Annotated in this window: 23 protein-coding genes; 8 read left to right on the top strand and 15 right to left on the bottom strand. The window is 65.7% G+C overall.

Annotated elements, in window-relative coordinates; all coding sequences use genetic code 11:
• Positions 1-48: 48 nt before the first annotated feature.
• The 4 genes from rpmG to pabB form a co-directional block, all read right to left on the bottom strand.
• On the bottom strand, positions 49-216 hold the full coding sequence (rpmG, locus tag ACGHJ7_RS06110) for a 50S ribosomal protein L33 (protein ID WP_366960010.1): 168 nt from the start codon (positions 214-216) through the stop codon (positions 49-51).
• Between the two features lie 195 nt (positions 217-411).
• Complete coding sequence (gene arfB, locus ACGHJ7_RS06115; protein WP_390475612.1) at positions 412-831, bottom strand: alternative ribosome rescue aminoacyl-tRNA hydrolase ArfB; 420 nt, start codon at positions 829-831, stop codon at positions 412-414.
• Positions 824-1,519, bottom strand: coding sequence for an RluA family pseudouridine synthase (locus tag ACGHJ7_RS06120; protein ID WP_390475451.1), 696 nt, complete (start codon positions 1,517-1,519; stop codon positions 824-826). The genes arfB and ACGHJ7_RS06120 overlap by 8 nt, the downstream gene beginning before the upstream one ends.
• A complete protein-coding gene (gene pabB / locus ACGHJ7_RS06125; protein ID WP_390475453.1) occupies positions 1,516-3,339 on the bottom strand; it encodes an aminodeoxychorismate synthase component I in 1,824 nt (607 codons plus the stop codon). Before pabB ends, ACGHJ7_RS06120 begins: the two co-directional genes overlap by 4 nt.
• Here pabB and ACGHJ7_RS06130 point away from each other — a divergent pair.
• A complete protein-coding gene (locus tag ACGHJ7_RS06130; protein ID WP_390475615.1) occupies positions 3,338-4,915 on the top strand; it encodes a helicase HerA-like domain-containing protein in 1,578 nt (525 codons plus the stop codon). The genes pabB and ACGHJ7_RS06130 overlap by 2 nt on opposite strands.
• Here the strand turns inward: ACGHJ7_RS06130 and ACGHJ7_RS06135 are convergent.
• The 5 genes from ACGHJ7_RS06135 to ACGHJ7_RS06155 form a co-directional block, all read right to left on the bottom strand.
• The gene (locus ACGHJ7_RS06135; RefSeq protein ID WP_390475456.1) at positions 4,912-6,318 is read right to left on the bottom strand and encodes a sensor histidine kinase; all 1,407 of its coding nucleotides are present in this window, start codon (positions 6,316-6,318) and stop codon (positions 4,912-4,914) included. The two genes, ACGHJ7_RS06130 and ACGHJ7_RS06135, sit on opposite strands and share 4 nt — an antisense overlap.
• Positions 6,319-6,323: 5 nt before the next feature.
• Complete coding sequence (locus ACGHJ7_RS06140; RefSeq protein WP_390475459.1) at positions 6,324-7,079, bottom strand: response regulator; 756 nt, start codon at positions 7,077-7,079, stop codon at positions 6,324-6,326.
• 16 nt (positions 7,080-7,095) lie between these two features.
• Positions 7,096-7,689 carry an EF-hand domain-containing protein gene (locus ACGHJ7_RS06145; protein WP_390475461.1) on the bottom strand — a complete coding sequence of 198 codons (594 nt, stop codon included), beginning with the start codon at positions 7,687-7,689 and terminating at the stop codon, positions 7,096-7,098.
• Between the two features lie 220 nt (positions 7,690-7,909).
• Entirely contained in the window at positions 7,910-8,290 is a 381-nt protein-coding gene (locus ACGHJ7_RS06150) for a VOC family protein (RefSeq protein WP_390475617.1), read from the bottom strand.
• 86 nt (positions 8,291-8,376) lie between these two features.
• On the bottom strand, positions 8,377-10,209 hold the full coding sequence (locus tag ACGHJ7_RS06155) for an aminopeptidase P family protein (RefSeq protein ID WP_390475464.1): 1,833 nt from the start codon (positions 10,207-10,209) through the stop codon (positions 8,377-8,379).
• A gap of 125 nt (positions 10,210-10,334) precedes the next feature.
• On the opposite strand from ACGHJ7_RS06155, the gene ACGHJ7_RS06160 reads away from it, so the two are divergent.
• The 4 genes from ACGHJ7_RS06160 to ACGHJ7_RS06175 are packed head-to-tail and all read left to right on the top strand — an operon-like array spanning position 10,335 to position 14,695.
• Positions 10,335-12,494 (top strand): S9 family peptidase, encoded by a 2,160-nt coding sequence (locus ACGHJ7_RS06160; protein WP_390475466.1) that lies wholly within the window; start codon positions 10,335-10,337, stop codon positions 12,492-12,494.
• A 14-nt stretch (positions 12,495-12,508) separates the two neighbouring features.
• Positions 12,509-13,036, top strand: coding sequence for a hypothetical protein (locus ACGHJ7_RS06165; RefSeq protein WP_390475467.1), 528 nt, complete (start codon positions 12,509-12,511; stop codon positions 13,034-13,036).
• Positions 13,036-13,428, top strand: coding sequence for an acyl-CoA thioesterase (locus tag ACGHJ7_RS06170; RefSeq protein WP_390475468.1), 393 nt, complete (start codon positions 13,036-13,038; stop codon positions 13,426-13,428). Before ACGHJ7_RS06165 ends, ACGHJ7_RS06170 begins: the two co-directional genes overlap by 1 nt.
• Position 13,429: 1 nt before the next feature.
• Positions 13,430-14,695 (top strand): NADH:flavin oxidoreductase/NADH oxidase family protein, encoded by a 1,266-nt coding sequence (locus ACGHJ7_RS06175; RefSeq protein ID WP_390475470.1) that lies wholly within the window; start codon positions 13,430-13,432, stop codon positions 14,693-14,695.
• 4 nt (positions 14,696-14,699) lie between these two features.
• Here the strand turns inward: ACGHJ7_RS06175 and ald are convergent, their stop codons facing one another.
• Positions 14,700-15,815 (bottom strand): alanine dehydrogenase, encoded by a 1,116-nt coding sequence (ald, locus tag ACGHJ7_RS06180; protein ID WP_390475472.1) that lies wholly within the window; start codon positions 15,813-15,815, stop codon positions 14,700-14,702.
• Between the two features lie 160 nt (positions 15,816-15,975).
• Between ald and ACGHJ7_RS06185 the strand changes: the two genes are divergently transcribed.
• Positions 15,976-17,364 carry a porin gene (locus tag ACGHJ7_RS06185; RefSeq protein WP_390475474.1) on the top strand — a complete coding sequence of 463 codons (1,389 nt, stop codon included), beginning with the start codon at positions 15,976-15,978 and terminating at the stop codon, positions 17,362-17,364.
• 85 nt (positions 17,365-17,449) lie between these two features.
• On the top strand, positions 17,450-18,529 hold the full coding sequence (locus ACGHJ7_RS06190; protein ID WP_390475475.1) for a substrate-binding domain-containing protein: 1,080 nt from the start codon (positions 17,450-17,452) through the stop codon (positions 18,527-18,529).
• Positions 18,530-18,670: 141 nt separating this feature from the next.
• Here ACGHJ7_RS06190 and ACGHJ7_RS06195 read toward each other — a convergent pair whose 3' ends face one another.
• From ACGHJ7_RS06195 to ACGHJ7_RS06205, 3 genes are all read right to left on the bottom strand, one after another.
• Entirely contained in the window at positions 18,671-20,218 is a 1,548-nt protein-coding gene (locus ACGHJ7_RS06195; RefSeq protein ID WP_390475477.1) for a DUF389 domain-containing protein, read from the bottom strand.
• 9 nt (positions 20,219-20,227) lie between these two features.
• On the bottom strand, positions 20,228-22,609 hold the full coding sequence (locus tag ACGHJ7_RS06200; protein ID WP_390475479.1) for a DNA translocase FtsK 4TM domain-containing protein: 2,382 nt from the start codon (positions 22,607-22,609) through the stop codon (positions 20,228-20,230).
• Between the two features lie 67 nt (positions 22,610-22,676).
• Positions 22,677-23,225, bottom strand: a complete 549-nt coding sequence (locus tag ACGHJ7_RS06205; protein ID WP_390475481.1) for a thiamine phosphate synthase — start codon at positions 23,223-23,225, stop codon at positions 22,677-22,679.
• Positions 23,226-23,248: 23 nt separating this feature from the next.
• On the opposite strand from ACGHJ7_RS06205, the gene ACGHJ7_RS06210 reads away from it, so the two are divergent.
• The gene (locus ACGHJ7_RS06210) at positions 23,249-23,941 is read left to right on the top strand and encodes a YggS family pyridoxal phosphate-dependent enzyme (protein WP_390475483.1); all 693 of its coding nucleotides are present in this window, start codon (positions 23,249-23,251) and stop codon (positions 23,939-23,941) included.
• 87 nt (positions 23,942-24,028) lie between these two features.
• Here ACGHJ7_RS06210 and ACGHJ7_RS06215 read toward each other — a convergent pair whose 3' ends face one another.
• Positions 24,029-25,852 (bottom strand): TonB-dependent receptor, encoded by a 1,824-nt coding sequence (locus ACGHJ7_RS06215; protein WP_390475484.1) that lies wholly within the window; start codon positions 25,850-25,852, stop codon positions 24,029-24,031.
• Entirely contained in the window at positions 25,831-26,283 is a 453-nt protein-coding gene (locus tag ACGHJ7_RS06220; RefSeq protein ID WP_390475486.1) for a TonB-dependent receptor plug domain-containing protein, read from the bottom strand. Before ACGHJ7_RS06220 ends, ACGHJ7_RS06215 begins: the two co-directional genes overlap by 22 nt.
• Between the last annotated feature and the right edge of the window lie 116 nt (positions 26,284-26,399).

Consider the following 26,399-nt stretch of genomic DNA (forward strand, 5'->3'; position numbering starts at 1 on the left):
TCCTGCCGTTCAGGTCCGCTGCGGTGATCGGTCAGCCGACCGCCGGGATCACTTGATCTTGGCTTCCTTGAACTCGACGTGCTTGCGCGCGACGGGATCGTATTTGCGGAAGGACATCTTTTCCGTGATGTTCCGGGGATTCTTCTTGGTGACGTAGTAGAAGCCCGTGTCTGCGGTCGAGACGAGCTTGATCTTGACGGTTGCTGGCTTCGCCATCTTGAAGTTCCTGTAAACGTTACGGGGTCCGGGGACCGCTGCGGTGACCTGTAAGGCCGGCCAAAATAAATCGGGCGGCGCTTGCGCACGCCGCCACGTCGGGCGCGCAATTGGGCGATTGCAGCCTGCGAGTCAAGCGCAAAGCGGTCAGGCGCCTAGTCGCGCGGGCAGCCAGGCGAGATGGCGACGTGCCGGCTACCAGTCGCTGCCCGGCCTGACCGCCCCGCGTTTCGCCTTGACCTCGCCGCGCGCTTTCTTCGCCTTCAGCCGCTTCGTCTTCCCGACCCTGTTGAGCCGCGTGCGGGCCCGTTTCTTCGGCTTGCGATGGGCCGCTTCCAGCAGGTCTTCCAGCTTCTCACGCGCTTCGCTGCGATTGGCATCCTGCGTCCGGTGACTGCGCGCCGTGATCAGGATGTCTCCGCTCGCCGTCAGCTTGCTGCCTGCAATGCTGCGCAGCCTCGCAAAGACGGGCGGAGGGAGGCGCAGCTTGTAGGCATTCACGCGCAGCTGGACCTCTGTCGCGACCTTGTTGGCGTTCTGCCCGCCCGGCCCCGACCCTGCGACGAAAGATTCTTCCGCAAGGGCATGGGCGCGTGCGATCAGGCCGTCATCCATCGGCATCACCAGCGACATCAGCCGAGTTGTCCATTTCCACCGGACCCGGTCCTGCCAGCCGGGCGAAATCGGCAGGAAGCGGGGCGTGCGCCACGATGTCCGGCTTTCCTTCGCGCGGCACGACCAGCGCGCTGGCATGCAGCATGGTGCGCGCCGCACCCCTGCCATTGCCGTAGATCGGGTCGCCCATAAGCGGGAAACCCAGGCCCGAGGCTGCGTGAACGCGAATCTGGTGCGTGCGCCCTGTTTCGGGCTTGAACTCGATCAGCGCGCCCCCTTCGACGCCGCGAACCAGGCGCCAGTGGGTCAGCGACGGCTTTCCCTTCTTCGCCGGGATCATTCGCCAGCCCTTTTCCGCGCTGCTGATCTTCGACAGCGACAGGGCGATGGTGCCTTCTTCTTCGGCGGGCATCCCCGACAAAAGGCCGAGATAGGTCTTTTGCGGCAGCCTTTCCTCGAACGCCTTGTTGAAGCGTTTGAGCGCCTTGGGATTGCGGGCGAGGAGCAGGCACCCGCTGGTATCGGTGTCGAGCCTGTGGACGGGGATCGGCGCGCGCTGGAAGCCCAGCTTCAGCTCCTCAACGTGATCCTCCAGCGACGGACCGCCCTTGCGCGGACGTTCGATCGGCAGGCCGGCAGGCTTGTCGATGACCAGCGCTTCTCCATCTTCGAACAGGATATCGATCACGTCAGCAGCTCCGCATCCATCAGGCCGCGAACGGCATTGGCGAGTTTGAATCCGTCTTCGAGGTCTTCGATCCGCACCTCGCCCACCACCGCATCGCCGCTATCCAGCAATTGCGCGCGGCGCACGCCGGGCAGGAGGCCGAGGTCCAGGGCAGGCGTGACCAGCGTGCCGTCCCGCGGCGCGAACAGGCTGGTCCAGCTGCCCTCCGTCAACAGGCCGTCATCGCGGATGAACAGCGCCTCGTGCGCACCGGCATCCCGCGCGGCGGCAAGCGCGTCTTCGTAGAAACCGCGATCGGTCGTCTTGTGCCGCAGGCGAAAGTCCCCCGGATCGACCGGCAGCGGCAGGACGATGCATTTCAGCGGACGGTCCGGGACAGGCGGCAGCGGTGCGGCCTCCAGCGCGATCTCGCCGCTGCGCGATGCAAGCAGGCGGACCTTCGCCGCATCTTCCAGGTCGAAGCAAAGCGACTGGATGCGATTGCGGCTTTCGTGCCGGTCGAAGGTGAAGCCAAGCTCGGCCGCGCTCGCTTTCATGCGCTCCAGATGGCGTTCGAGCAGCGCGATGCCGGTCTCGGGATCCAAATGCATGGTCTCGATCAGGTCGAACCCTGCTGCGCCGGCCTGCGGGGTGGAGGTGCGGGCGAAACCGCCCTTCACCATCGTCTCGCGCCATTCGGGCAGGGCAGCGCTGTCCGCGACGATACCGGCCCCGACGCCCAGTACGGCGCGGCCCTGCCGGTTCTCGATCGGGGTCAGACGCAGCGTGCGGATGGCAACATTGAACGCGGCGTCGCCTTCGGCATCGATCCGCCCGATCGCCCCGCAATAGGGACCGCGTGCATCGCGTTCCGTCTGGGCGATCAGTTCCATGGCGCGGATCTTCGGGGCCCCGGTGATCGACCCGCAGGGGAAAATAGCGCGCACCAGATCGAACACGTCGTGCTCATCGTCCAGCCGGGCGGTCACGGTCGTCACCATCTGGTGGACGCTGGGATAATGTTCGACCTTGAAAGGCTCGTCGACGCCAACGGTGCCCGGCTCTGCCACGCGCGACAGGTCGTTGCGCATCAGGTCGACGATCATCAGGTTTTCGGCGCGCTCCTTATCCGACGCGGCCAGTTCCTGCGCCAGCGCGGCATCGGTTTGCGGATCGGCGGAGCGGGGGCGCGTGCCCTTCATCGGCTTGGCCCGGACGGTCCCGTCCTTCAGCGATACGAAGAGCTCGGGCGAGAGGCTGAGCAGCCAGTCGGTCCCGTCGAAGATCACGCCGCCATAACCCGCCTGCGCGGCGGGACGCAGCGCGGCATAGAGAGCCATGGGATCGCCGCGATAGGAGCCTGCCAGCGGCAGCGTCAGATTGGCCTGGTAGATGTCGCCGGCCCGGATCGCTTCCTGCAGCGCTGCGAAGGCATCGGCATGGGCCCCCGGTGAAAGCTGCGGCTCAAGCGGGCCGAGCGTCGCGGTGCCTTCGGCTCGTGCTTCAAGCCACTCCGGCACGGCAGCCGCGGGCATCGTCTCGCACCGGTCGAACAGGCCGAGCCAGACCAGCGGACCCGCAGCGCCGCTGCGCGATGCCGCCAGCGGCTGCAGCTTCGGCTCCAGCGCCAGCCCCGCCTCGTAGGCGATGTATCCCGCCAGCGTCCCGCCGCCCTCGGCCTGCGCTCTGCGCGCTCGCGTCAGAACTTCCTCGACCTGGTCCGGCCGGTAGGCGACGAACAGGGCGCGCGCATCCGAATAGGCGTGCGCATCCGCCGCCCCGTCCACGCGGGCATCGTCCAGCAAAACGAAGGGTTGGCGCTCCACCATTCGCTTTGCCATAGAGTCCTCCACGCAAAAGGAAACCGCGAGCGGGGAGCGAAGAGACGACATGGGCGAAATTTTTCTGGGTCTGGGCGCCAATGGAGAGCGCCAGTCGCTCGACCTGTCGCGGGCAAACCGCCACGGCCTGATCGCAGGCGCGACCGGGACCGGCAAGACGGTGACCCTGCAGGGCATGGCCGAAAGCTTCTCCGCCCACGGTGTGCCGGTCTTCGTCGCCGATGTGAAAGGCGACCTCTCCGGCGTGACCATGGCGGGTTCGCCCACGTTCAAGCACGCGGACAAGCTGGAGGGCCGGGCGAAGGAACTGGGCATGGACGACTATGCCTATTCCGACAATCCGGCGATCTTCTGGGATCTTTACGGCGAGCAGGGCCACCCCATCCGCACGACCGTGTCAGAGATGGGGCCGCTGCTCCTGTCCCGCCTGCTGGACCTCAACGAAACGCAGGAAGGCGTGCTGCAGATCATTTTCCGCCACGCGGACGACAACGGCCTGCTGCTTCTCGATTTCGGGGACCTGCAATCGATCCTCGCCTGGGCGGCAGAGAATGCGAAGGACCTGTCGGGCAAATACGGCAATGTCAGCAAGCAGTCCGTGGGCGCGATCCAGCGCCAGTTGCTGAGCTTCGAATCGCAGGGCGCGGACCTGTTCTTCGGAGAGCCTGCGCTGGAAATCGACGATTTCCTGAAAACCGACGAGAAGGGCCGCGGCTATATCAATGTGCTGGCCGCCGACAAGCTGATGCGCAGTCCGAAGCTCTACGCCACGTTCCTGCTGTGGCTGCTGGCCGAACTGTTCGAAACGCTGCCCGAGGTGGGCGACCCGGAAAAGCCGAAACTGGTCTTCTTCTTCGACGAGGCACACCTGCTGTTCGACGATGCGCCCAAGGCGCTGGAAGAGAAGATCGAGCAGGTCGTGCGCCTGATCCGGTCGAAGGGCGTGGGCGTGTTTTTCGTGACCCAGAACCCGATCGACATTCCCAACGAAGTCGCCGGCCAGCTGGGCAACCGCGTCCAGCACGCCCTGCGCGCCTTCACCCCGCGCGACAAGAAGGCGATCCGGGCGGCGGCCGACACGTTCCGGATCAATCCCGATCTCGATGTCGAGGAAGCGATTACCGAGCTGAAAGTGGGCGAGGCACTGGTCTCCACCCTGATGGAAGATGGCGCGCCGTCGATCGTGCAGCGCACCCTGATAAAGCCGCCGCGCAGCCGGCTGGGGCCCGTGACGGCGAAGGAACGCGCGATCATCCGCTCCGTGAGCCCGGTCGATGGCAAGTATGACAACACGGTGGACCGGGAAAGCGCGGAGGAAGTGCTCGCGGCAAAGGCTGCCGACGCTGCCGAGACTGCAGAAGAAGTGGAAAAGAAGGGCCGTGAAGAGGTCGCCAAGAGGTCCCGCAAGAGCACGTCGCTGTGGGAGAAAGCGGGGCGGAGCGCGGTGCGCGCGGCCGGAGGCTCTCTCGCTACGATTGCGGTTGCGAAGGTCCTTGGCCGCAAGTCGAGCGTAGACCCGCTGCGCACCGGGGCCACGGCCTTCGTGCGCAACATCATCGGCGGCCTGATGCGCTAAACCGCAGGGATGCGGATTTCCGCGCGCAGGCCGCGATCGGGCCTGTTGGAGAGAACCAGCCGGCCGCGATGCTGCTCCGCCACGGCGCGGGCGATGGTCAGGCCCAGGCCTGCCCCGCCGGTCGCCCGGTTGCGGCTCGCCTCGCCCCGGCGAAACGGTTCCAGCATCGCATCGAGCTGGCCTGCAGGAATGCCCGGACCTTCGTCCTCGACGCGAAACACGATATCGCCCGCGTCCCGCAGCAGTGTCACCTTCGCGCTGTCACCGTAGCGTACGGCGTTGGAGACGAGGTTGCGCAGCGCCCGGCGCAGCCACGTCACATGGACCGGGGCACTCTCCTGTGCCTCCGCCTCGAACCGGACGTCGCGCCCCATGTCCTCGAACTCCTCGACGACGGAAGCGGCCAGCGCGCCGAGCTGGGCGCGTTCGGGTTCGTCCGAAATGCGACCGATGCGGGCCAGCGAGAGGATGTCGTCCAGCGAGCGGGTGATGTCCTCGATCCCGGCGGCCATGCGGCCACGCTGGTCGTCGTCCTCTACCGCCTCGATCCTTACGCGCAGCGCGGCAAGGGGCGTCTTGAGATCGTGCCCGATGGCGCCGAGCATGACGTCCTTCTCGTCGAGCAGCGCGGAGATCCGCGATTCCATCGCGTTGTGCGCCGTAATCAGACGTTGGACGTCTTCGGGACCGGTGGCAGGCAGGGGCGCTGCGGCCTGCTGCGTCGCGGCAAACCGTTCCGTGCGCGACGTGAGCTGTCTCAGGGGATTGGTTATCCGCCGCAGCAGCAGGAATAGGACGCCCATCAGGACGACGAACAGGAGGCTGGTCTGCAGCACGATGGCCCCGACCCGGCCGGGTTCGCGTTCCGGGGTCGCCGCGCGGGCGATGCGCCACGGACCGCCATGATCGGCCTGCATGGCGGCCACGATCAGTCCTGCCCTTTCCCAGTCGGGGCGCCGGGCGAAGCGCGCGTCCTGGCTGGCTGCCGCGCGCAGCAGGGGGTCGGTCCCCGCACGCCGCCGCACCACGACGAGTGCATGGGGGTCGATGCCCTGCCGCGACAGGATTTCCCGCAGTTCCGAAGCGAGCGATGCATTCGCGGATTCGCCGGGAAGAGCGGTGAACACGGCGGTTTCTTCCAGCCTCAGCGAGCGGCCGAAGGGGCCGCGCGGTGCGCGCCGTTCCCGGCCGATCCGCTCGCGCCCCGAACGATCGCGCCGTTCCGCGGCGGCGCTTTCGCCGCCGATCAGCAGGCTGATGGCAGCCCTGTTCAGGGCATCGCCCTGCCGCCGGTTTTCGTCCGCGCGGTAAAGAAGGACAGCGGTGACCGCCTGCGTCACCAAGAGGGCGATGGCAACGGCCAGCAGGGTCTGACCGCGCAGGCTGGTAGGCACGAGGCGCACCGGCGCTAGTCCACCGGTCCGTCGATGCGGCGCACTTCGGCGGCAAAGCGATAGCCGCCGCCGCGCACGGTCTGGATGAATTGCGGATCGCGGCTGTCCGCCTCGATCTTACGGCGCAGGCGGCTGACCTGGTTGTCGACCGCGCGGTCGAACAGCTGGGCCTCGCGCCCCTGTACCATGTCGAGCAGGCGGTCGCGGCTCATCACGCTGAGCGGGTGGTCGAGGAATGCGCGCAGCATCCGGAATTCCGCAGTGGAGATGGAAACGCTGGCCCCGCCAGGATCGGTCAGGCGACGTTTCACCGGGTCGAGTTGCCAACCTTCGAATTCATAGACGGGCTCACCGCCCTGGGGCTGGGCCGGGCGGCTGGAACGCCGCAGGACGGAGCGGATACGGGCCACCAGCTCGCGCGGTTCGAACGGCTTCGTCACGTAATCGTCGGCGCCGATTTCCAGCCCGACGATGCGATCGGTCGCCTCGCCCCTTGCGGTCAGGAGGATGACGGGAACGTCGCGGCTTTCGATCAGGTGGCGGGTCAGCGACAACCCGTCCTCGCCCGGCATCATGATGTCGACCAGCGCGATGTCCGGCGCGTGGTTCAGCAAGGCGGTGCGCGCGGAGGCAGCGCTTTCCGCCTCGGACACGCGAAACCCCTGGCCGGAGAGGTACTCGGCCAGGGGCTCGCGCAGGGTTGCCTCGTCATCGACGAGCAGGACCAGCGGCGCAGCGTCCGTCGCGGGGGGGACTGATCGATCGGTCATCTGCGCCGCCTTCCCGTCAGCTGCCCTGGCGCTGGGCGCGCATCGCCTCGCGTGCGGCGCGGTGTTCATCGCTGGTCACGGTGCCGTCACCATTGGCGTCCGCCTGGTCGAAGCGAGCGAGCACGGCTGCTTGGAATTCGGCCTGGCTGATTGCGCCGTTGCCGTCGGTATCGGCGCGTTCCATCATCGCCTTGCCGAAGCCGCCGCGTCCACCGCGCTTGCCGTGATGCTTGCCGCCACCGCGCCGGCCCATGCGTTCTTCACCGCCGCCGGCCGCGGCACGTGCCTCGCGCTGCTCGGTGCGTTCTGCGCGGCGCGCTTCGCGGGCGCTCGCCATTTCTTCCTGGGTCAGCGCGCCGTCGCCATTGGCGTCCGCTTCGGCGAATCGCTGCGCCATCCGGGCCTCGCGATCGGCAGTGCTGATCTGGCCGTCGCCATTGACGTCCATCTTGGCAAAGCGTTCGGTGGTCTTCTGGACCATCTGGTCACGGGTCATCGGGGCGCGGTCGCCGGGGCCCTGCTGGGCAATGGCGACGCCGCCGACCAGCAGCGATGCCGATGCGAGTCCGATGGCGATGGCCTTGGGGGTCTTGGGGTTGAACGTCTTCATGTAATTTTCTCCGTTACGACAAAAGTCGCAAGCTGCGAAGCGGGCGGCAGGGGAGGGGGGAGAGGGTCCGCCCGCATTCGCAACTCACAAATGCCGTTCTAGGAGGTGTGTGTCACACGAGTTTGCCGGATCGCGGGTAAAGTGTCGCGGTTTGTATCGCTATCCGCCGTTCATTCATCTGTGCGCAAAGCTGAACGGCGGTGTCGTGCCACTGGCCGGCCTATTCCGGTTTCACCATGCAGAACGCATTGAGCTTGTTACCGTCGAGATCGCGGAAATAGGCCGCGTAGAACCCGTCATCGCCGCGCGGACCGGGTGCGCCTTCGTCTTGTCCGCCCTGTTCCAGCGCGATGTCGTAGATCCGCTGGACCTGTTCCGGGCGGTCCGCCTGCAGCGCGACCATCGTGCCGTTGCCTACGCTCGCTTCCCCGCCATCGTAGGGCTGGGTGAGCGCGACGCCCGGGGCGCCGCCCATCTCTCCCCAAGCAATGAACGTGTCGAAATCCATCATCCGGCCAAAGCCCAGTTCCTTGGCGATGGCATCATAGAACTTCGCACGCGACTGCAGGTCGTTGGTGCCAAGGGTAACGTAACCGATCATCATTCATCTCCTGCCGCGACTCGCGATAGGAGAACAATACGGGAACGTCGGGCTTTGGTCAAAGCGCGTTCTCGAGCGCACGCATGTCAGAGGGGCTGCGTGTGACGCTCTAGCCAGTTGAGCGCTTCGCCGTCGAGGCGCGGCGCGAGCAGCGCGCGGGTGTCGGCATGATACTTGTCGACCCAGCCGCGCTCATCCGCCGTCAGCAGGGCAGGCTCGATCAGAGTGCGGTCGATCGGCACCCAGGTCAGGTTTTCGAAGCCCAGCCAGGTTCCCCCATCGGGAAGGGTGTCGGCGCCCTCGATACGGCGCTCTTCGGTCAGGACCAGGTTCTCGATCCGGATGCCGAATTCGCCGGCCTTGTAATAGCCCGGTTCGTTCGACAGGATCATGCCGGCCTGCAGCGGCTCCAGCGTGCCGCCCTGCGCGCCGCTGATCTTGGCGATGCGCTGCGGTCCTTCGTGAACCGACAGGAAACTGCCGACTCCGTGGCCGGTGCCGTGGGCGTAATCCGTGCCCGCAGCCCAGAGGAACTGGCGGGCAAGGCTGTCGAGCTGGCCGCCATTGGTGCCTTCGGGGAAGGTGATCATGGCGATGGCGATGTGCCCCTTCAGCACGCGGGTGAAGCGGTCCTTCATTTCCGCGCTCGGTTCGTCGGGGCCGATCCAGACGGTGCGGGTGATGTCCGTCGTGCCCGCGCTGCCGTCGCGCACATACTGGCCGCCCGAATCGACGAGGTAGATACTCGACGGCGGGATCGGGATATTGCTGTCCTCGTCCACCTTGTAATGCGGCAGGGCGGCATGGCCCGCCGCGGCGCTGATCGTGTCGAACGACGTATCGACAAGACCGCTGTCGGCCTGCCGGAATTCGAGCAGCTTGGCCGCGGCCGCCAGCTCGTCCACCTCGCCCGAAGGGCCGTTCGCCTCCAGCCAGCACAGGAAGCGTGAAACAGCCGCGCCGTCCGTTGCCTGCGCGTCGCGGTGGCCCTGCGCCTCGACCGGGTTCTTCACCGCGCGTGCCAGGATGGTGGGGTCGCGCTTGGCCACCGGGGTCGCGCCGCCATCTTCCAGCAGCTGGCTGATCGCGGCGACGCCGTATTCCGGATCGACCGCCACCCGCTTGCCTTCCAGCCCGCCGAGCGCCGGTTCGAAATCCGCCCGGTCGCGCAGGGTCACGGCATTGCCGAGATGCTGCTGCAATTCGGGCGTAACCTTTTCGGGCGCGATGAACAGCTCCGCCGTGCCGTCGGCATGGGCCAGCACATAGCTAAGCGCCACCGGGGTATGCACGATGTCGCTGCCGCGAATGTTCAGCAGCCAGGCGACCGAATCGAGCGCGCTGATGACCGCCGCGTCGAGCTTGTTCTCCTTGAGCCATTCTCCCACTTCGCCGCGCTTCTCCGCGCTGTTCCTGCCCGAGGTGATATCGGCGTGGATGGCGGCGGCGGCGGCGCTGGGCTGCGGACGATCGGCCCATACCGCGTCGAGCGGATTGCTCTGGACCGCGACAAGCTCGGCACCGGCTTCGGCCAGCAGGTCGCCCGTCGTCTTCACCCAGCCGCGCGAATGCAGCCACGGGTCATAGCCGATCCGGTCGCCTTCCTGCGCGTTTGCTGCAAGCCACTTCGCCGGGCTGGTGGCGGGCACAGACTGGTATTCGAACAGCTTCTCGTCGACCTGTTCGCGCACCTGCACCGTGTAACGCCCGTCGATGAAGATCGCCGCCTTGTGGGCAAGGACCGCCGCGCTGCCCGCACTGCCGCCGAAGCCGGTCAGCCAGGCGAGGCGCTGGGCGTAATCGCCGACATATTCGCTCATGTGTTCGTCGCTGATCGGGACGACGAAACCTGCCAGGTCGCGTTTCTTCAGCTCTTCGCGAAGGGCGGAAAGGCGGGCTTCGTGGGTCTGCATCAGCATCGTGTCGGGTCCTGCTCTGGTTTTGCTATCTTGTAGCCTTCGACATGGGCCTTTACGCCTCATCGGCAAGGCTGTCCAAGGCAGCACGGTTTTTCAATCCGACGACACACAGGACCAGCGCGACCATGAAAACATTCCGCCATCTCGGTTCGGCAGCCTGCCTCGCGCTGGCTGCGGGGTTTTCCGGCAGTCCCGCGCTTGGCCAGGAGGGCCCTATACAAGTGACCGATACGACATCCGTGACCCCGCCGATCGCGGAAAAGCGCGACCATTCCTTTACCCGCCACGGGATCACCATTTCCGATCCCTATCACTGGCTGAAGGACCAGTCCTATCCGACCATCGACGACGAGGACGTGCTGGATTACCTGAAGGCCGAAAACGCCTATTTCGAGGCTCAGATGGCCCCGCGCCAGGCGCTGGTCGATACCATCTTCGAGGAACTGAAGGGCCGGGTGAAGCAGGACGACAGCACCGTCCCGCAAAAGGATGGCGACTGGCTCTACTGGTCGGAAGTTGCCGAGGGGAAGGAATACCGCATCCATTACCGCCGCCCCGTGGCAGGCGGCGACCGGGAGTTGCTGATCGACGAGAACGAACTGGCGGAAGGCAAGGAGTATTTCCGCCTCGGTGCCGCCTCGGTCAGCGATGACGGGCGCTATATCGCCTATTCCTACGACGATGACGGGTCGGAGCGGTATACCGCCCGGATCAAGGAGATCGCGACCGGCGCCCTGCTGGACGATGTCATCCCCGAAACGCTTTCGGGCCTGACCTGGCTCGCGAATGATACGATGATTGCCTACGGCAAGGCGAACGAGAACTGGCGGGTGGACAATGTCCGCCTCCACCGCGTCGGCACCGATGTTTCCGAAGATGTCGAGATTTTCCGCGAGGAAGACGAAGGCTTCCGCGTGGGCGCTGGGTTGTCAGCGCAGGAAGACTGGCTGGTCATTGCCACCGGCGACAACGAAACCAGCGAAGTGCGGCTGGTGCGCGCCGACGATCCGGCCGGAGAGCAAATTCTGGTGAAAGCGCGCGAGAAGGGCGTCGAATATTCGGTCGATGTGCGCGAGGATACGGTGTTCGTCCACACCAATGACGACCACGTCAATTTCCGCCTCGCCACCGCGCCGCTTTCCGCGCCGGGCGAGTGGACGACGCTGATAGGTGGCTCGGACGAATTCTATCTGACTGGGTTCGAGCTCTACAAGGATTTCTACGTCACCGAGGGGCGGCTGGACGGGCTCGACCAGATCCAGCTGCGCGATTACGCCGACGCATCGAAGATCACGCCCATCGCGTTCCCCGAGGCCAGCTATTCTACCGGCCTTAGCAACAATCCCGAATACGATGTCAGCAAGCTGCGCCTGTCCTACGAAAGCATGGTCACGCCCGACAGTGTCTATGACTACGATGTCGCCAGCGGCACTCTGGAATTGCTGAAACAGCAGGAAATCCCCAGCGGCTACACGCAATCCGACTATGTGACGGAGCGCCTGATGGTGACCGCGCGCGACGGGACGCAGGTGCCGGTCAGCGTGGTCAGTCACAAGGATACGCCGATGGGCGCGCCGCTGCATCTCTATGCTTACGGCGCCTATGGCTATGCCGTGCCGCCCGGCTTCTCTTCCAGCCGCCTCAGCCTGCTCGACCGGGGCATGCGCTATGCCATCGCGCATATCCGCGGCGGGGACGATCTTGGCCGCAACTGGTACTTGCAAGGCAAGCTCAATGAGCGGACCAACACGTTCAACGATTTTGTCGATGTAGCGAAGGGTCTGATCGACAAAGGTTACACGCAAAAGGGCAAGGTCAGCGCGAGCGGTGGGAGTGCCGGCGGCGAGCTGATGGGCGTAGTGGTGAATACCGATCCCGATATCTGGGGCGCAGTCGCGGCGCATGTGCCGTTCGTCGATGTGCTCAACACGATGCTGGATGCGGAACTGCCGCTGACGCCGGGCGAATGGCCCGAATGGGGCAATCCGATCGAGAGCAAGCAGGCGTTCGCCTATATCCTCAGCTACAGCCCCTATGATCAGACGGTCGCGCAGGATTATCCGCCGCTGCTGATTACGGCAGGCCTGAACGATCCGCGCGTTACCTATTGGGAACCGGCCAAATGGACTGCCAAGCTGCGCGATGTGAAGACGGACGACAATGTGCTGCTGCTCAAGACCAATATGGGCGCAGGCCATGGCGGTAAGTCGGGGCGCTTCACCCGTCTGTATGAGACCGCCGAAGAGTTTGCATTCCTGCTGTGGCAGCTGGGTCTGGAAGAGTAGGTTCGGAGCAAGCCGTGCAGCGGCCCGTGGTCATCGCGTCGGGCGCGGCCATCGCCGCGCTCGCCGTGCTGGCAACAGCCTGGTACGTGATGTCTCCGCACCTCGCCCTGGATAGGCTCACCGAATTCGATGCCTCGCCCGAACAGATGCTTCGGCGTTACGACCGGCAGGCGGTGCGCGAAGGTTTTGCCGGACAGATGTTGCCGCAGGTGGACGACTATCCGCCGCCGCTGACGAAGGATGTGGTCCTGGATGCTCTCAGTCACCCGCGATCCGTCAGGCTGCTGGTCGTGGAGCCTTTCGGCGAATGGCAGTTCGCGGCGGCGGAAGGGTTGCCGCCGGGTCTGCTGGAGGACGACGAGCCGACCGGGTCGATGCCCCGCCTCATGGAAACGACAGAGGACTGGGAGATCGAGCGCGGCGGCCTGTCGCACTTCACTGCGCGCGGAGCCGACCGCGAGCCGAGCAATGCCTACAGGTTCCGCCGGGAAGGCCTGTCTTGGGTGCTGGAACATATCGAGCTGACGACGGATATCCGCTGATGCGTTTCGAAAAGACCTTTACCGCGCTGCCCGAACACATCGACGTGATGGACCACGTCAACAATGCCGTTTGGGTTCAGTGGATCCAGGACATGGCGACGGCGCACTGGGACGCGGTTGCCCGGCCGGAGGACAAGGCGCGCTATGTCTGGCTCGTGCTGCGGCACGAAATCGATTACCGGGGCAATATCGCGGTGGGGGAAAGCGTGACGGGCGAAACCTTCATTCCGGGCGAGCCGAAGGGCGCACGGTTCGACCGCCGGGTCGATTTTCGCGACGCGCACGGCAAGGTAATCGTCAGCGCGAACACGACGTGGGCCATGCTCGACCGCGAGACCCTGCGTCCGCAGCGCGTGCGGCCGGACATCGCCGCGCCGTTCATGGGGGGATGAAATGACAGCCGAATATGATGACAGCCCGCTGTTCCGGTCGCTGATGCTGCCCAATGGGAGCAGCATCCCGAACCGTATCTGCAAGGCGGCGATGGAGGAGAACCTGGCGGAGCAGCCCGGGCAATATCCGGGCGAGCGGCTGTTCACCCTCTACGAACGCTGGGCGCGCGGCGGTACGGGCCTGATCCTGTCGGGCAATGTCATGGTCGATCCGTCCGCCCTGACCGGGCCTGGCGGCGTGGTGCTGGAAAAGGGGACCGACCTTGCGCCCTTCGTCAACTGGGCGAAGGTCGGCAAGTCGGGCGGCGGGCAGTTCTGGCTGCAGATCAGCCATCCGGGCCGGCAACTCTACAAGTCGCTGGGCGAAACCGCGGTCGGCCCGTCGGATGTCGCGCTCGATCTCGGCAGGTTTTCCTCGCTGTTCGCAGAAGTCCGCGCGCTGGAGGGGGCGGAAATAGAGCGCATCGTCGAACGCTTTGCCGATACCGCAGAGCAGGCGCAGGCCGCAGGCTTCGACGGGGTGCAGATACACGGCGCCCACGGCTATCTCGTCAGCCAGTTCCTGTCGCCGCTGGCCAATCGCCGGACCGACGAATGGGGCGGCAGCCTGGAAAACCGCGCGCGTTTCCTCCTCGCGATCGTCGATGCGGTCCGGGCGCGGGTGGACCCGGAATTCGGGGTCGCGGTGAAACTGAACAGCGCCGATTTCCAGCGCGGCGGATTCGCCTTCGAAGACGCGCGCCAGGTGGTCCGGTGGCTGAACGACAAGCGGCTCGATTTCGTGGAACTGTCCGGCGGAAACTACGAAAGCCCGGCCATGCAGGGCAATCCGCAGGAAGGCTCTACCGGCGAGAGGGAGGCGTTCTTCATTTCCTTCGCGCGCGACATTGCGAAGGTGGCGACGATGCCGATCATGGTGACGGGCGGCATCACCCGGCTGTCCACGGCAGAGGACGCGCTGGCGAGAGACGAGCATGGCTTCGGCGTCGAAATCATCGGCATCGCCCGCGCATTGGCGTCCGATCCCAACCTGCCCGCAAACTGGCGCGAGGGGCGCCATGCGGACATCGCGCTGCCCGAGTGCGACTGGAAGAACCGCAGCCTCGCCGGGCTTGCGGTGATGGGCCTGACCAAGGCGCAGATCGAGCGGATGGCGCGGGGCAAGCCGCCGGGAGATGGCGGGGCTGCGGCCGCGGCGCTGCTGGCCGACCAGGTCCGCGCGGCGCGGCGCGCGCGGCGTTATCGCAAGTGGCGCAGCGCCGCCTGACGCGTCAGGCCAGTACGTCCGTCACCGGGCGGTGGTCGTAGCCCAGCTCGGTCGCGACCGCTTCATAGGTCACCTCGCCCTTGTGGACGTTCAGCCCCTCGGCGAGGAATGGGTTTTCCCGCATCGCTTCCTTCCAGCCCAGCTTCGCCATGCGCAGCGCATGGGGCAGGGTCACGTTGTTCAGCGCATAGGTGCTGGTGCGCGCGACGGCGCCGGGCATGTTGGCGACGCAGTAATGGACGATATCGTCCACCACATAGGTCGGGTCGTCATGGGTCGTCGGCCTGCTGGTCTCGAAGCAGCCGCCCTGGTCGATCGCCACGTCGACCAGCACAGCGCCGGGCTTCATCTCGGACAGCATTTCGCGGCTGACCAGCTTGGGCGCGGCAGCGCCCGGGATCAGGACCGCGCCGATGACCAGATCGGCCTGCCTCAGCGAATCCTCGAGATTCGTCTTGTTCGAGAACCGCGTGCTGGCGCGCGCTTCGAAGAAGGTGCCGACCTTTTCCAGCACGTCGGGATCGCGGTCCAGGATCTCGACATCACCGCCCAGGCCCACGGCCATCTGCGCCGCATTGAAGCCGACAACGCCGCCGCCGATCACCACGACCTTGCCCGGCAGGACGCCCGGAACGCCGCCGATCAGGACGCCGCGCCCGCCATGCGCCTTCTCCAACGCATTGGCCCCGGCCTGGATGCTCATGCGGCCCGCCACCTGGCTCATCGGGGTGAGGAGCGGCAGGCGCCCGCCCAGACCGGTGACCGTTTCATACGCAATCGCCGTCACGCCCGAGTCGACCAGATCCTTCGTCTGGTCCGGATCGGGGGCGAGATGGAGGTAGGTGTAGAGGATCTGGTCCTCGCGCAGCTTTGCGCGTTCCTCTGCCTGCGGTTCCTTGACCTTCACGATCATCTCGCACTCGGCAAAGATCGCATCGGGTCCGTCGACGATGGTCGCGCCCGCCGCATTGTATTCCTCGTCCGTCGCGCCGATGCCCATGCCGGCACCGCTCTGGATCCATACTTCGTTGCCACGATGGGTCAGCTCGCGCGCACTCTCGGGCGTCAGGCCGACGCGGTATTCGTGGTTCTTGATCTCGGTCGGGCAACCAATACGCATGGGGAGGATCCTTGCTGGGGAAGTCGGTCCAAGGCCGTTACAATTGAAACCTCCATGCGGCAACCATGCGCCGCTGCGCGAAGGTTTTGCTACAGCCTGTCACACAAGTGTCATGAGACCCGATTAGAGACGACCGCGTCTTTTGGATCGGACACACATCATGAAACTCACTCACGGTATCTGCGCCGCAGCGATGTCTGCTGCGCTGCTTCCTGCCGCACCTGCCGCCGCGCAGGTTGCCGGCAGCCAGACCCCCTCCACCCTGCAGGACGAGCTTGCCGCCATGCGCGCCCGGATGGACGCCATGGCCCAGCGAATCGAAACGCTCGAAAGCGAACTGCAGGCAGCCCAAAACGCGGCCACTCCGCCATCGCCTGCATCTGCGCAGGTCGCAGTCGCACCGGCAGCAGCCACGCAGGACCCGATTGCAGAAGCGACGGACGTGAAGTTCGGCGGCGCGCCTGAAATCAGCCAGGGCGGCTGGAGCTTCAAGCCGCGCGGCCGCCTGCAATATGATGCAGGCTTCGTCGATGCGCCGTCCTCGACCGGCGCGGATGACGGGTTCGGCAGCGAGGCACGCCGCATCCGGCTGGGTGCGTCGGGCGACATGCCGGGCGGTTTCGGCTACAAGTTCGAAGCCGACTTTGCCGGCAACGACATCGCCGTCACCGATGCCCTCATCGCCTATGATGCCGGCGCCGCGACCATCACGGTCGGGCAGTTCAACACCTTCCAGTCGCTCGAAGAGCTGACCAGTTCGCTGCACACCAGCTTCATCGAACGCGCGGCCTTCACCGATGCCTTCGGTTTCGAGCGCCGGGTCGGCGTCGCGGCGGAATTCGGCAGCGACACCATGCTCGTCCAGACGGGCGTATTTACGGACAACATGGAAGACCTGCCTAGCGGGAACTGGGGCGCCGATGGCCGCGTCGTGTTCAATCCGCGCCTCGCTGGCAGCGTGCTGCACCTGGGTGCATCGGTCCACTACAATGACCTCGAGGCAGGCTCGAGCGTGCGGTATCGCCAGCGCCCGCTGGTCCATTTCACCTCGGAGCGCTTCGTCAACACCGGCAATCTGGGGGCCAGCAGCGAATTCGGCTTCGGCGCGGAAGGTGCGGTCATTTCCGGGCCGTTCCACGCAGTGGCCGAAGGGTACTGGCAGAACGTCAACCTGCCCGGCGCGGCGAACGATCCCGGCTTCTTCGGCGGCTATGCCGAGATCGGCTATTTCCTGACGGCCGGCGACACCCGCGGTTACAAGGGCGGCAAGTTCGACCGGACCAAGCCGGTCCGCCCCGTCGGCGACGGCGGCATCGGGTCGATCCAGGCCAATTTTCGTTACGACCACCTCGACCTGAACGATGCGGGCGTCTTCGGCGGGAAGCAGGACGGCTATTTCGTCAGCCTCGTCTGGAAGCCGACCAACTACACCATGCTGCTCGCGAATTACGGTAAGCTTTCCTACACCGATGCGGCCGTGGCCGCAGCGGGCGGCGACACCGATTACGACGTCGATGTCTTCGGCGTGCGTGCGCAGATCGACTTCTGACGGGCCATCCCGCCAGACTCCATTCCGTCACTCAATTGTCATTCTGGCCCCCTAGGGGGCAGGGCATATCACAGGGAATACGACCATGAAGATGATCAAAACCATTGCGATGGCGACTGTCGCCAGCCTCACCCTCGCAGCTTGCGGCGCCGATAGCGGCGGCGGCACCCGCGACACGATCCGCGCCGTCGGCTCCAGCACCGTCTATCCGTTCGCGAAGGCGGTCGCCGAGACCTTCACCCGCTCCAACCCCGATTTCGGCAGCCCGCTGATCGAATCGACCGGCACCGGCGGCGGCATGAAGCTGTTCTGCGAAGGCTTGGGCGCCGATACGCCGGACATGGCCAATGCCTCGCGCCGGATGAAGGCGAGCGAGTTCGACACTTGCGCCGAAAACGGCGTGAACGAGATCATCGAAATCCAGGTCGGCCTCGACGGTCTCGCCTTTGCATCCACGCAGGGCGGCATCGACATGAACCTGACGCCCGAAATCGTCTACCGCGCCATCGCCGCCAACCCCTATGGGCAGGAGCAGACGGCCAAGACGTGGTCCGATGTCGATCCCTCGCTGCCCGACCTGCCGATCCTGGTCTATGGCCCGCCCAGCACGTCCGGCACGCGTGACGCGCTGAAGGAACTGGTCCTGATCCCCGGCTGCGAAGGCAATGCCGACATGCAGGCTCTGGAAGAGAGCGACGAAGACGCGTTCGAGCGGACCTGCACCGAACTGCGCAGCGACGGCGCCTATGTCGACCAGGGCGAGCAGGACAACCTGATCGTGCAGAAGATCCAGGGCAATGAAAACGCCGTGGGTATCTTCGGTTATTCCTATCTCGAGGAAAATCTGGATGCGTTGCAGGGCCTGTCGATGAACGGGGTCGAGCCGACCTACGAGAACATCTCCAGCTTCGATTATCCCGGCGCGCGTCCGCTCTATGTCTACGTAAAGAAAGCCCACCTGGACGCGATCCCGGGCCTGAAGGCCTACCTGACGCAGTGGACCGAGATGTGGGGCAAGGGCGGCGCGCTGTCGAAGATCGGCCTGGTCGCCAATCCCGACGACGCGATGGCCCGCGCCATGGCAGGGGCTACCCAGTACGCCACCATCACCAAGGCCGACCTGACCGGCGAGAGCGAAGAGGCGGCAGAGGAAGCGGCTTCCTGAGCCGGCTTCTCTAAAACAAGCTTCCCTGTATCCGGTAGCCGCCCACTCATCCCCCGTGGGGGCGGCTAGTCCGCCGGATACGCGAACAGGCGGCCCGGCAGTGCAAAGCGCGCTGCCGGGCTTGCTTTTTGTATTCGGGGTTCAGGGCCCGGCGGCCGCCCATGTGGCGGCAACGCTGCCGGTCCCGCCGGACGCATTGACGGTGGCGGTGACGCCGCTTTCCCTCAATTGCGCGGCGAGGGCAGTCGCAGCCTCGGCATTTCCAGAAAGGGTGACGGGATAGCCTGTTCTCTGCGCAGCCCATGACACCAGCGATAGCGCGCGTGCCCCCGCATCGTCGGGCTCGCCATCTGCCAGGGTTATGGCGGGAAGCGCGCCCAGCGGCGGCCTCAGCCGGATGTCCCAGTCGTCCATCCCGGCGGCCACGCGGGTTTCCAGCGTGCGATACCCGGCGAGGTCCAGCCCCTCCAGAGCGCGCGCATCGGCAACGGCGCGCTTGTTCTCGCTGTCCAGCGTGACCTCCGACACGGGGATACCGGCCACCAGCGCCAGCTGCTCCTTCAGGCGGCTGACGCGCTGCGCATCGGCGAGGGCCTGCTCTTCTTCCCGGGCGCGGGCCAGCTGCGCCTGCTCCGCCGCGCCGGGATTGGTCCCGACGAGATACTGGTTCACGCCCACCGTCACCGGGTCTTCCAGCAATTCGGTCAGCTCTGCGGCCAGCAGTTCGTCCGCGCCGTTGCGGAATTCGGGCGTGAGCACGGATGCGCGCACGATGATGGGATCGCTGTCCCAGTCGATCGACACCTGGTCGATGCGCGCCTGTTCGTCGAACGCCTCGGTAATGGTGCCGCGCACGATGCGTTCGCCGTTCGCCTCGCGGGCGATCTGGAACAGCGAGATGCCGAGCGGGATGGCCAGCGCGATGAAGGTCGCCACCACCAGCATGCTCTGCACCAGACTGGTGCGTCCGCTGTCGTTCTCCGACCGGAAACCATAGAGCCGCGCCATCAGCGCAGCGGTCAGCGCAATCGTCAGCAGGTTGGTGATGTAGAGCATCAGCGCCCCGCCGAAGACCGTCCAGTTCAGCGTCGCAAGGCCGAAGCCCACGGCGGCGAGCGGCGGCATCAGGGCGGTGGCAATGGCGACGCCGACAATGGTGCCGTCGCGTCCGCGGATCATCGCGTAACTGCCCGCCAGCGAGGAGAACAGGGCAACCAGCAGGTCGAACAGGTTGGGCCGCGTGCGGGCGGCGATTTCTTCCGTCACGTTCTGCAGGGGCGAGAAGAAGACGATGAAACCGCAGAACAGGATCGCGAACAGCGTGCCGAAAATAAGCGCCCGTCCGCACAGCCTGAGCCAGGTGAACTTGCCTTCAGCCAGCGCAAAGCCGGCCCCGAGGATCGGCCCCATCAGGGGGGAAAGCAGCATGGCCCCGATGACGACGGCCGGGGAGGACAGCAGCATGCCCAGGATGGCAATGCCTGCCGACATGCAGGTCATGAAGATGTAGCGCGGGGTCATCGAGCTTTCGCCCGCGATCTTCTTCAGCACGGCGCCGTGATCGATATCGACCATGACGTGCTGCGCCCACCAGTCCTTCAGCGATGCCCAGACCGTCTGCAGCGGATCGCTGACGGGCTGCGTGGGAGAAGTCTGTTCGCCCGCTGCGGGGCCTGCCGATGTGCTCATTCCGCGTTGCTAGAGCGGATTTCCGTCCTTGTCGCGGTAGATTTCGCGGCGGCCGACATGGTTGGCCGGACCGACAAGGCCTTCCTCTTCCATCCGTTCGATCCACTTGGCGGCCGTGTTGTAGCCGACGCCCATCTGCCGTTGCAGCCAGCTGCCGCTGGCCTTCTGGTTCTCGAACACGACCTGGCACGCCTGGAGGTATTTGCGTTCGTTTGGATCGTCGCTGGCGGTCATGTCGTCTTCGAAGCCGAAGCCGCCTCCATCGGCGGGTTCCTCGGTCACGGCATCGACATAGTCGGGCTTGCCCTGCGCCCGCCAGTGATCGGCAACCGCTTCCACTTCCTCGTCAGAGACGAACGGGCCGTGGACGCGCAGCGTCGCGCCCGTGTTCGGCTTGTAGAGCATGTCGCCCTTGCCCAGCAGCTGTTCCGACCCCTGTTCGCCCAGGATGGTGCGGCTGTCGATCCGGCTGGTCACCTTGAAGCTGATGCGGGTCGGTAGGTTCGCCTTGATGACGCCGGTGATGACATCGACGCTCGGGCGCTGCGTCGCCATGATCAGGTGGATGCCGGCGGCGCGCGATTTCTGGCTCAGGCGCTGGATCAGGACCTCGATCTCCTTGCCCACCGTCACCATCAGGTCGGCCAGTTCGTCGACGATCAGCACGATCTGCGGCAGCGGCTGGTAATCGAGCTGCTCTTCTTCGTAGAGCTCCTCGCCCGTATCGGGGTCGAAGCCGGTCTGCACGCGGCGGCCCAGCGGCTTGCCCTTGGCGGCCGCGGCGCGCACCTTTTCGTTGAAGCCCGAAAGGTTGCGCGAATTGACGCTCGACATCATCCGGTAGCGGCGCTCCATCTCCTCGACCGCCCATTTCAGCGCGCGGACCGACTTGGCAGGCTCCGTCACCACCGGGCTGAGCAGGTGGGGAATGTCGTCGTAGGTCTTGAGCTCCAGCACCTTGGGATCGATCAGGATCAGGCGGCATTCGTCCGGTGTGAAGCGGTAGAGCAGCGACAGCAGGATGCAGTTCAGCCCGACCGACTTGCCCGACCCGGTCGTGCCCGCGACCAGAAGGTGGGGCATTGCGGCAAGGTCGGCGACGATCGGTTCGCCCGCAATGTCCTTGCCAAGGATGATCGGCAGGCCGCCCTTGGCCTCTGCAAAGTCGGCGCAGGCAGCCAGTTCCTTCAGCGCGACCATCTGGCGGTCGGCATTGGGCAGTTCGATGCCCATGACCGTCTTGCCCGGAATGGGCGAGACGCGGGCGCTGATGGCGCTCATGTTGCGGGCGATGTCTTCCGCCAGGCCGACCACGCGGCTGGCCTTGATGCCGGGCGCAGGCTCCAGCTCGTACATGGTGACGACCGGCCCGGTGCGAACGGCGGTGATCTCGCCCTTCACATTGAAGTCGTCGAGCACGGTTTCCAGCAGGCGGGCATTGCGCTCCAGCGCCATCTTGTCGAGCCTGGGCGCGGTGTCCGCCGGGCCGTCCTCCAGCAGGTCGAGGCTGGGGAGGGTGTAGTCGGCGAACATGTCGCGCTGCTTCGCCGCCTTTGCCATGCTGGCCTTGCGCGGCGGGGCGCTGGGATCGGTGATGGTAGGGCTGCGGCGCGGCTGCTCCACCTCGACGATCTCGGGCTCTGCCGTGTCCGCCTCGGCCTTCCTGCGTTCGCGGCGCGCCTTTTTCGGGCGGGCGGCGGGGGCGAGGGTGTCACCTGCGCCATCGTCTTCGAACGGGGCGCGGTCGCGGCGCAGGAGGTCGGTCAGGAACAGCGGCAGTGTCAACAGCGCGCGCCAGTCGATGGCGAAGACACGGGTGGCGAGCAGGACGCCGCCTGCCAGTGCGGCAAGCGCGAGAGCCAGCGTGATCCACCCGCTCGCCCCTTCGCCGAAGCGGCTGGCTATCGCCTCGATCGCGCCGGCGCCCAGCAGGCCGGTCAGCCCCCCGGCAGAGGCGGGCATGGAGCCGCCGGGACTGTCGAAGGTCAGCGACAGGACGGTGGCGAGCAGGGCCATCGCGAGCACAAGCATGGCGACCGGCTGCCACCAGCGCGTATCGGTGTCGCGGTCGTCTTCTTCCACGTCGCGCCACAATTTGCGCGCGCCCACATACAGCATCGGCAGGATCAGCACGCCCGGCAGGCCGAACACGAACCACACGCGCTCTGCCGCCCAAGCACCGCTCGCGCCCATCCAGTTCGCAATCGCGCCGTTTCCTGCGGCAGTGGAGGGACTGGGGTCGGTCTGGGTGTAGCTGAAGAGGGCAAGGCCCAGGAACAGCATCAGGCCGAACAGCATGGCCGCGCCCGCCATCTGGCCGGCGCGGCGCATCGAACGCCGGAAGGTGGCCCGCCAGTCGGGCTGCTGTTTACTGATTGCGCGCGTGGCCATGGGCCTGATCCTCCGTCTGGGAACGGACCATGAATCCAAGCCCCAGCGGGGTCAAGGCGAAGCTGCCTCAGACAAACCCGTCAATGCCTGCGAACCGGGGCCACGGCAGTGCCTTTGCGCGCTCCGCGTTCATCCCGCCCAGCGCGATGACGGGCATGGAGGCATGACGCGCCAGCATCCGGAAACGAAGGGGGCCCAGAACCGGGGCGCCCGGATGGGACCGTGTTGGGAAAACAGGGCTGAGCATGACGGCATCCGCGCCGATGCGATTGGCATCGCCGATTTCCCGCATGGAATGCGCGGTTGCTATGGTGACGAGATCGCGGCGGGTCGGGGCAAGCGCGCGCGGCGCCCCGTAAATACCATCCGCGCCCCATTCGAGCGCCGTCATCGCGCTGTCTGCCAGGATCAGCAGATGGCCCTGCGCGCGCGCCAGTCTCTCAACCTGCCGGAACCGCTCCAGCCGGGCGGCCGGGGCGAGATGGTAATGACGATAGACGACCGCAGAGCCGGGCGGCAGGCGCGTGATCGCGCTCACCAGCGCGGCATCGCTGCGCTCGTCCGTCAGAAGCCAGGTTGCGGGAAGAAGCGAGGGGAGGGGCTGGCACTGCGACACGCCGCCGCTATAGCGCGGGACTTATGGAAAGTGCAGCCACAACCCCGAACCCCGCGGGTGCCGACGCGCTCGGTGCCGTGCAGGCCAATATCGCCCGTGCGTGCAAGATCGCCCGGCGCAAGGAAGAGGACGTCACGCTGATCGCCGTCAGCAAGACGCATCCTCCGGAGACGATCGAACCCCTGCTGGCAGCCGGGCACCGCGTCTTCGGCGAAAATCGCGTTCAGGAGGCGCAAGGCAAATGGCCCGCTCTGCGCGAGCGCTATCCCGATGCGCAGGTCCACCTGATCGGCCAGCTGCAATCGAACAAGGCCGAGGATGCGGTGCAATTGTTCGACTGCATCCACTCGCTCGACCGGGTGAGCCTGGTAAAGGCGCTGCCCAAGGCGTTCGACAAGGTGGGACGGCAGGTGCCCTGCTTCTTGCAGGTGGATATCGGGAACGAGCCGCAGAAGGGCGGCTGCCCGATCCCCGAACTGCCGGCTCTGATAAAAGCTGCGCGCGAGCGGGAAATACCGCTCGCGGGACTGATGTGCCTGCCCCCTGCCGAAATCGAGCCCGCACCCTTTTTCGCCCTGCTGGACAAGCTCTCGCGCAATAACGGCATGGACGGCATCAGCATGGGGATGAGCGGCGACTATGAAACCGCCATCATGCTCGGCGCGACCCATATACGCGTGGGCAGCGCACTGTTCGGGGAACGCGGGGGCGCCTAGGCCCCGGACCGACAGTCAGTTTCAGCGCAACGAAAAAGGGCGACCCCAAGGGCCGCCCTTCCTCTTTTCGCGTCATGAGTCTCGGGATCAGAACTCGAAGGTGACTTCCGCGCCGATCTGCCGGCCCTTGCTCAGCGGACGGAACGAACCGAAGGCCGGGTTCACGCCGAAGGGGCGGTTGACGAAAGTCGACTGCGGACCGGGGAAGGGCAGCTGCGTGTCGCCGCCATACTGCGCCTCGTCCAGCAGGTTCTTGCCGTAGATGGAGAAGGCGAGGCCTTCCATCCCGGTGTTCCAGGTGATGTTCGCATCGAGGTTCACGATGTCTTCGACGTAACCGAAATTGCTGTCGGTATAGGCGAATTCGTCGCGGTACTGCATGTTCAGGCGGCTCACCAGCGACCCGTCGCCAAGCGGCACGTCGTGGATCACGCCGGCGCCGAAGGTCACTTCGGGAACGCGCGGCAGGGCCAGCGCTTCGTCTGCGGCATTGACCTGGCCATCGCCCGAAATGTCGAAGCGCACTTCGTCATAGCTTGCATCGATGATCCCGGCATTGGCCGTGACCAGCAGGGAATCCGACACGCGCATGCGTGCCTCACCCTCGACACCGAAGATCGTCGCATCGGCGGTGTTGAAGATCGACTGGGCGACCCCCGACGTGCCGGATGCCTGGTTCACTTCGCGCTGCATCTCGCTGATCTTGGTGACGTAAGCCGCCAGGTTGAGCGTGAAATCGCGGCTGTCGGTCTGGAATTTGCCGCCGATTTCGTAGTTGTCGACCTTTTCCTCGTCGAAGGAGAAGTCGCCGCCATTCGCCACGATCGCCTCGAAAGCGGCCGGTGCGGTGATGCGGAAGTTGTAGCCGCCCGAACGATAGCCACGGGTCCAGTGCGTATACACCTGGCCGCGCGGGAATTCGTACTGCAGGCCGAGTTTCGGCGACCAGTTGCTCCAGCTGTCGCTGTCGGTGAAGCCGTTGTTCTCGGTCGGGATGAACGGGTTGGTCCCGCTCGTCGGGCAGGTTCCGTCGACCACCGAACAGGCCGGACGCGGACGGATATAGGTGACCCGTGCATCCTTTTCCTCGCGGCTCCAGCGGATACCGGCGATGACGCTGAGATCGCGCGTCACCTCGATATTGGCATTGGCGAATGCGCCCAGCACTTCATGGTCCTGCGCACCGCCGCCATAGAAGGTCAGCGGAGACGCCGGCGGCAGGTCGCGCACTTCGGTATAGGCCAGGTCCTGTTCGAACCAGAAGCCGCCGAAGGTCAACTCACCCAGGCCGGTGGAGACCGCATAGCGCAGCTCGTTCGAGAACTGCTCCTGCTCCGTCTCGGTGTCCGAGTGGAACAGGAAAGCGGGGAAGCTGTCGATATCGCCCGCAGTCGTGCCCGAATATTTGCGATAGCCGAAGATGTTGGTCAGCGTACCGGGGCCGATATCGGCTTCCGCCTTCAGCGAGCCGGTCCAGATTTCGTTGCCGTAGCTGCCCGGGAAGTCGATGGCGAAATCGAACGTTCCGCGATCGTACAGATTGCCGTTCTGGCCCGCCGGACCGTCGCCGTCGCTTTCGAAGTAGTCGAGCTTGCCCAGCAGGTTCAGGGCGCCCAGTCGCGCTTCGAGCGCGCCGCGGATGATGAAGGTTTCCGCCTCGCCGTGGTTCGAATTGTCGAACAGGTTGACGTGGTAGCCTTCGTCCTTGTTGTAATATCCGCCCAGCTTGAACAGCAGCGTGTCTTCCACGATGGGGCCGGAAATGACGCCAGAGGCGGTGTAGTTCGCGCCGCCGCGATCCTCGAGCAGCGGGCCGTCGACGGCCGCGCGGAACTTGCCGGAGAATTCGTCGGTCGGGTTGCCGGTGTTCACCAGCACGGCGCCGCCGGTCACGTTGCGGCCGAACAGCACGCCCTGCGGACCACGCCGCCATTGAAGCCGAGATACACGCCATCGACGAACATGCCGACGGTCGGGTCGATCGAGGGGATCGAGCTGTTGATGCCCAGGCCGCGAATCGAGAAGTTGGCGGTGCCGCGGCTGGTGCCGACCTGGTCGAGCGACACGTTCGGCGCGCTGTAGGTCAGCGACTGGACGTCGCGGACTTTCAGCGCCTCGAGGCTCTGCGAATTGAACGCGGTAACGGCCAGCGGCACGTCCTGCACGTCTTCGGCGTTCTGGGTCTTGGTGCCGGTCACGACGATCACGTCGTTGACGCTGCCGATGGCGCCGCCGCTACGGGCGATCGGGCGCTCTTCCTCGGCGTCGTCGGCGGGTGGGGGAACGTCCTGCGCCATGGCGGGGAGCGGCATTACGGCAAGCGCCGCCCCTGCAAGTGCCATACCGCGGAACGAAATACTGGTTTTCAAAATAACTCTCCCTTTTGTTATTGCGATGCCGATTAGTGGCATTTTGCAACCTTGCAAGGGGAGATTTCGCGCGCAGCGACCGGAAATTG

This window comes from Altererythrobacter sp. MTPC7 (assembly GCF_042851395.1).
Classification (GTDB): Bacteria; Pseudomonadota; Alphaproteobacteria; order Sphingomonadales; family Sphingomonadaceae; genus CAJXSN01.

Excerpts from the sequence above, each read along its gene's own strand:
- ACGHJ7_RS06190 (WP_390475475.1), top strand. The coding sequence starts at position 17,450 with ATGAAGATGATCAAAACCATTGCGATGGCGACTGTCGCCAGCCTCACC.
- ACGHJ7_RS06140 (WP_390475459.1), bottom strand. The coding sequence starts at position 7,079 with ATGACCGATCGATCAGTCCCCCCCGCGACGGACGCTGCGCCGCTGGTC.
- rpmG (WP_366960010.1), bottom strand. The coding sequence starts at position 216 with ATGGCGAAGCCAGCAACCGTCAAGATCAAGCTCGTCTCGACCGCAGAC.
- ACGHJ7_RS06195 (WP_390475477.1), bottom strand. The coding sequence starts at position 20,218 with ATGAGCACATCGGCAGGCCCCGCAGCGGGCGAACAGACTTCTCCCACG.
- pabB (WP_390475453.1), bottom strand. The coding sequence starts at position 3,339 with ATGGCAAAGCGAATGGTGGAGCGCCAACCCTTCGTTTTGCTGGACGAT.
- arfB (WP_390475612.1), bottom strand. The coding sequence starts at position 831 with ATGGATGACGGCCTGATCGCACGCGCCCATGCCCTTGCGGAAGAATCT.
- ACGHJ7_RS06150 (WP_390475617.1), bottom strand. The coding sequence starts at position 8,290 with ATGATCGGTTACGTTACCCTTGGCACCAACGACCTGCAGTCGCGTGCG.
- ACGHJ7_RS06160 (WP_390475466.1), top strand. The coding sequence starts at position 10,335 with ATGAAAACATTCCGCCATCTCGGTTCGGCAGCCTGCCTCGCGCTGGCT.
- ACGHJ7_RS06220 (WP_390475486.1), bottom strand. The coding sequence starts at position 26,283 with ATGGCACTTGCAGGGGCGGCGCTTGCCGTAATGCCGCTCCCCGCCATG.
- ACGHJ7_RS06170 (WP_390475468.1), top strand. The coding sequence starts at position 13,036 with ATGCGTTTCGAAAAGACCTTTACCGCGCTGCCCGAACACATCGACGTG.
- ACGHJ7_RS06155 (WP_390475464.1), bottom strand. The coding sequence starts at position 10,209 with ATGCTGATGCAGACCCACGAAGCCCGCCTTTCCGCCCTTCGCGAAGAG.
- ACGHJ7_RS06145 (WP_390475461.1), bottom strand. The coding sequence starts at position 7,689 with ATGAAGACGTTCAACCCCAAGACCCCCAAGGCCATCGCCATCGGACTC.
- ACGHJ7_RS06210 (WP_390475483.1), top strand. The coding sequence starts at position 23,249 with ATGGAAAGTGCAGCCACAACCCCGAACCCCGCGGGTGCCGACGCGCTC.
- ACGHJ7_RS06185 (WP_390475474.1), top strand. The coding sequence starts at position 15,976 with ATGAAACTCACTCACGGTATCTGCGCCGCAGCGATGTCTGCTGCGCTG.
- ACGHJ7_RS06175 (WP_390475470.1), top strand. The coding sequence starts at position 13,430 with ATGACAGCCGAATATGATGACAGCCCGCTGTTCCGGTCGCTGATGCTG.
- ACGHJ7_RS06200 (WP_390475479.1), bottom strand. The coding sequence starts at position 22,609 with ATGGCCACGCGCGCAATCAGTAAACAGCAGCCCGACTGGCGGGCCACC.
- ald (WP_390475472.1), bottom strand. The coding sequence starts at position 15,815 with ATGCGTATTGGTTGCCCGACCGAGATCAAGAACCACGAATACCGCGTC.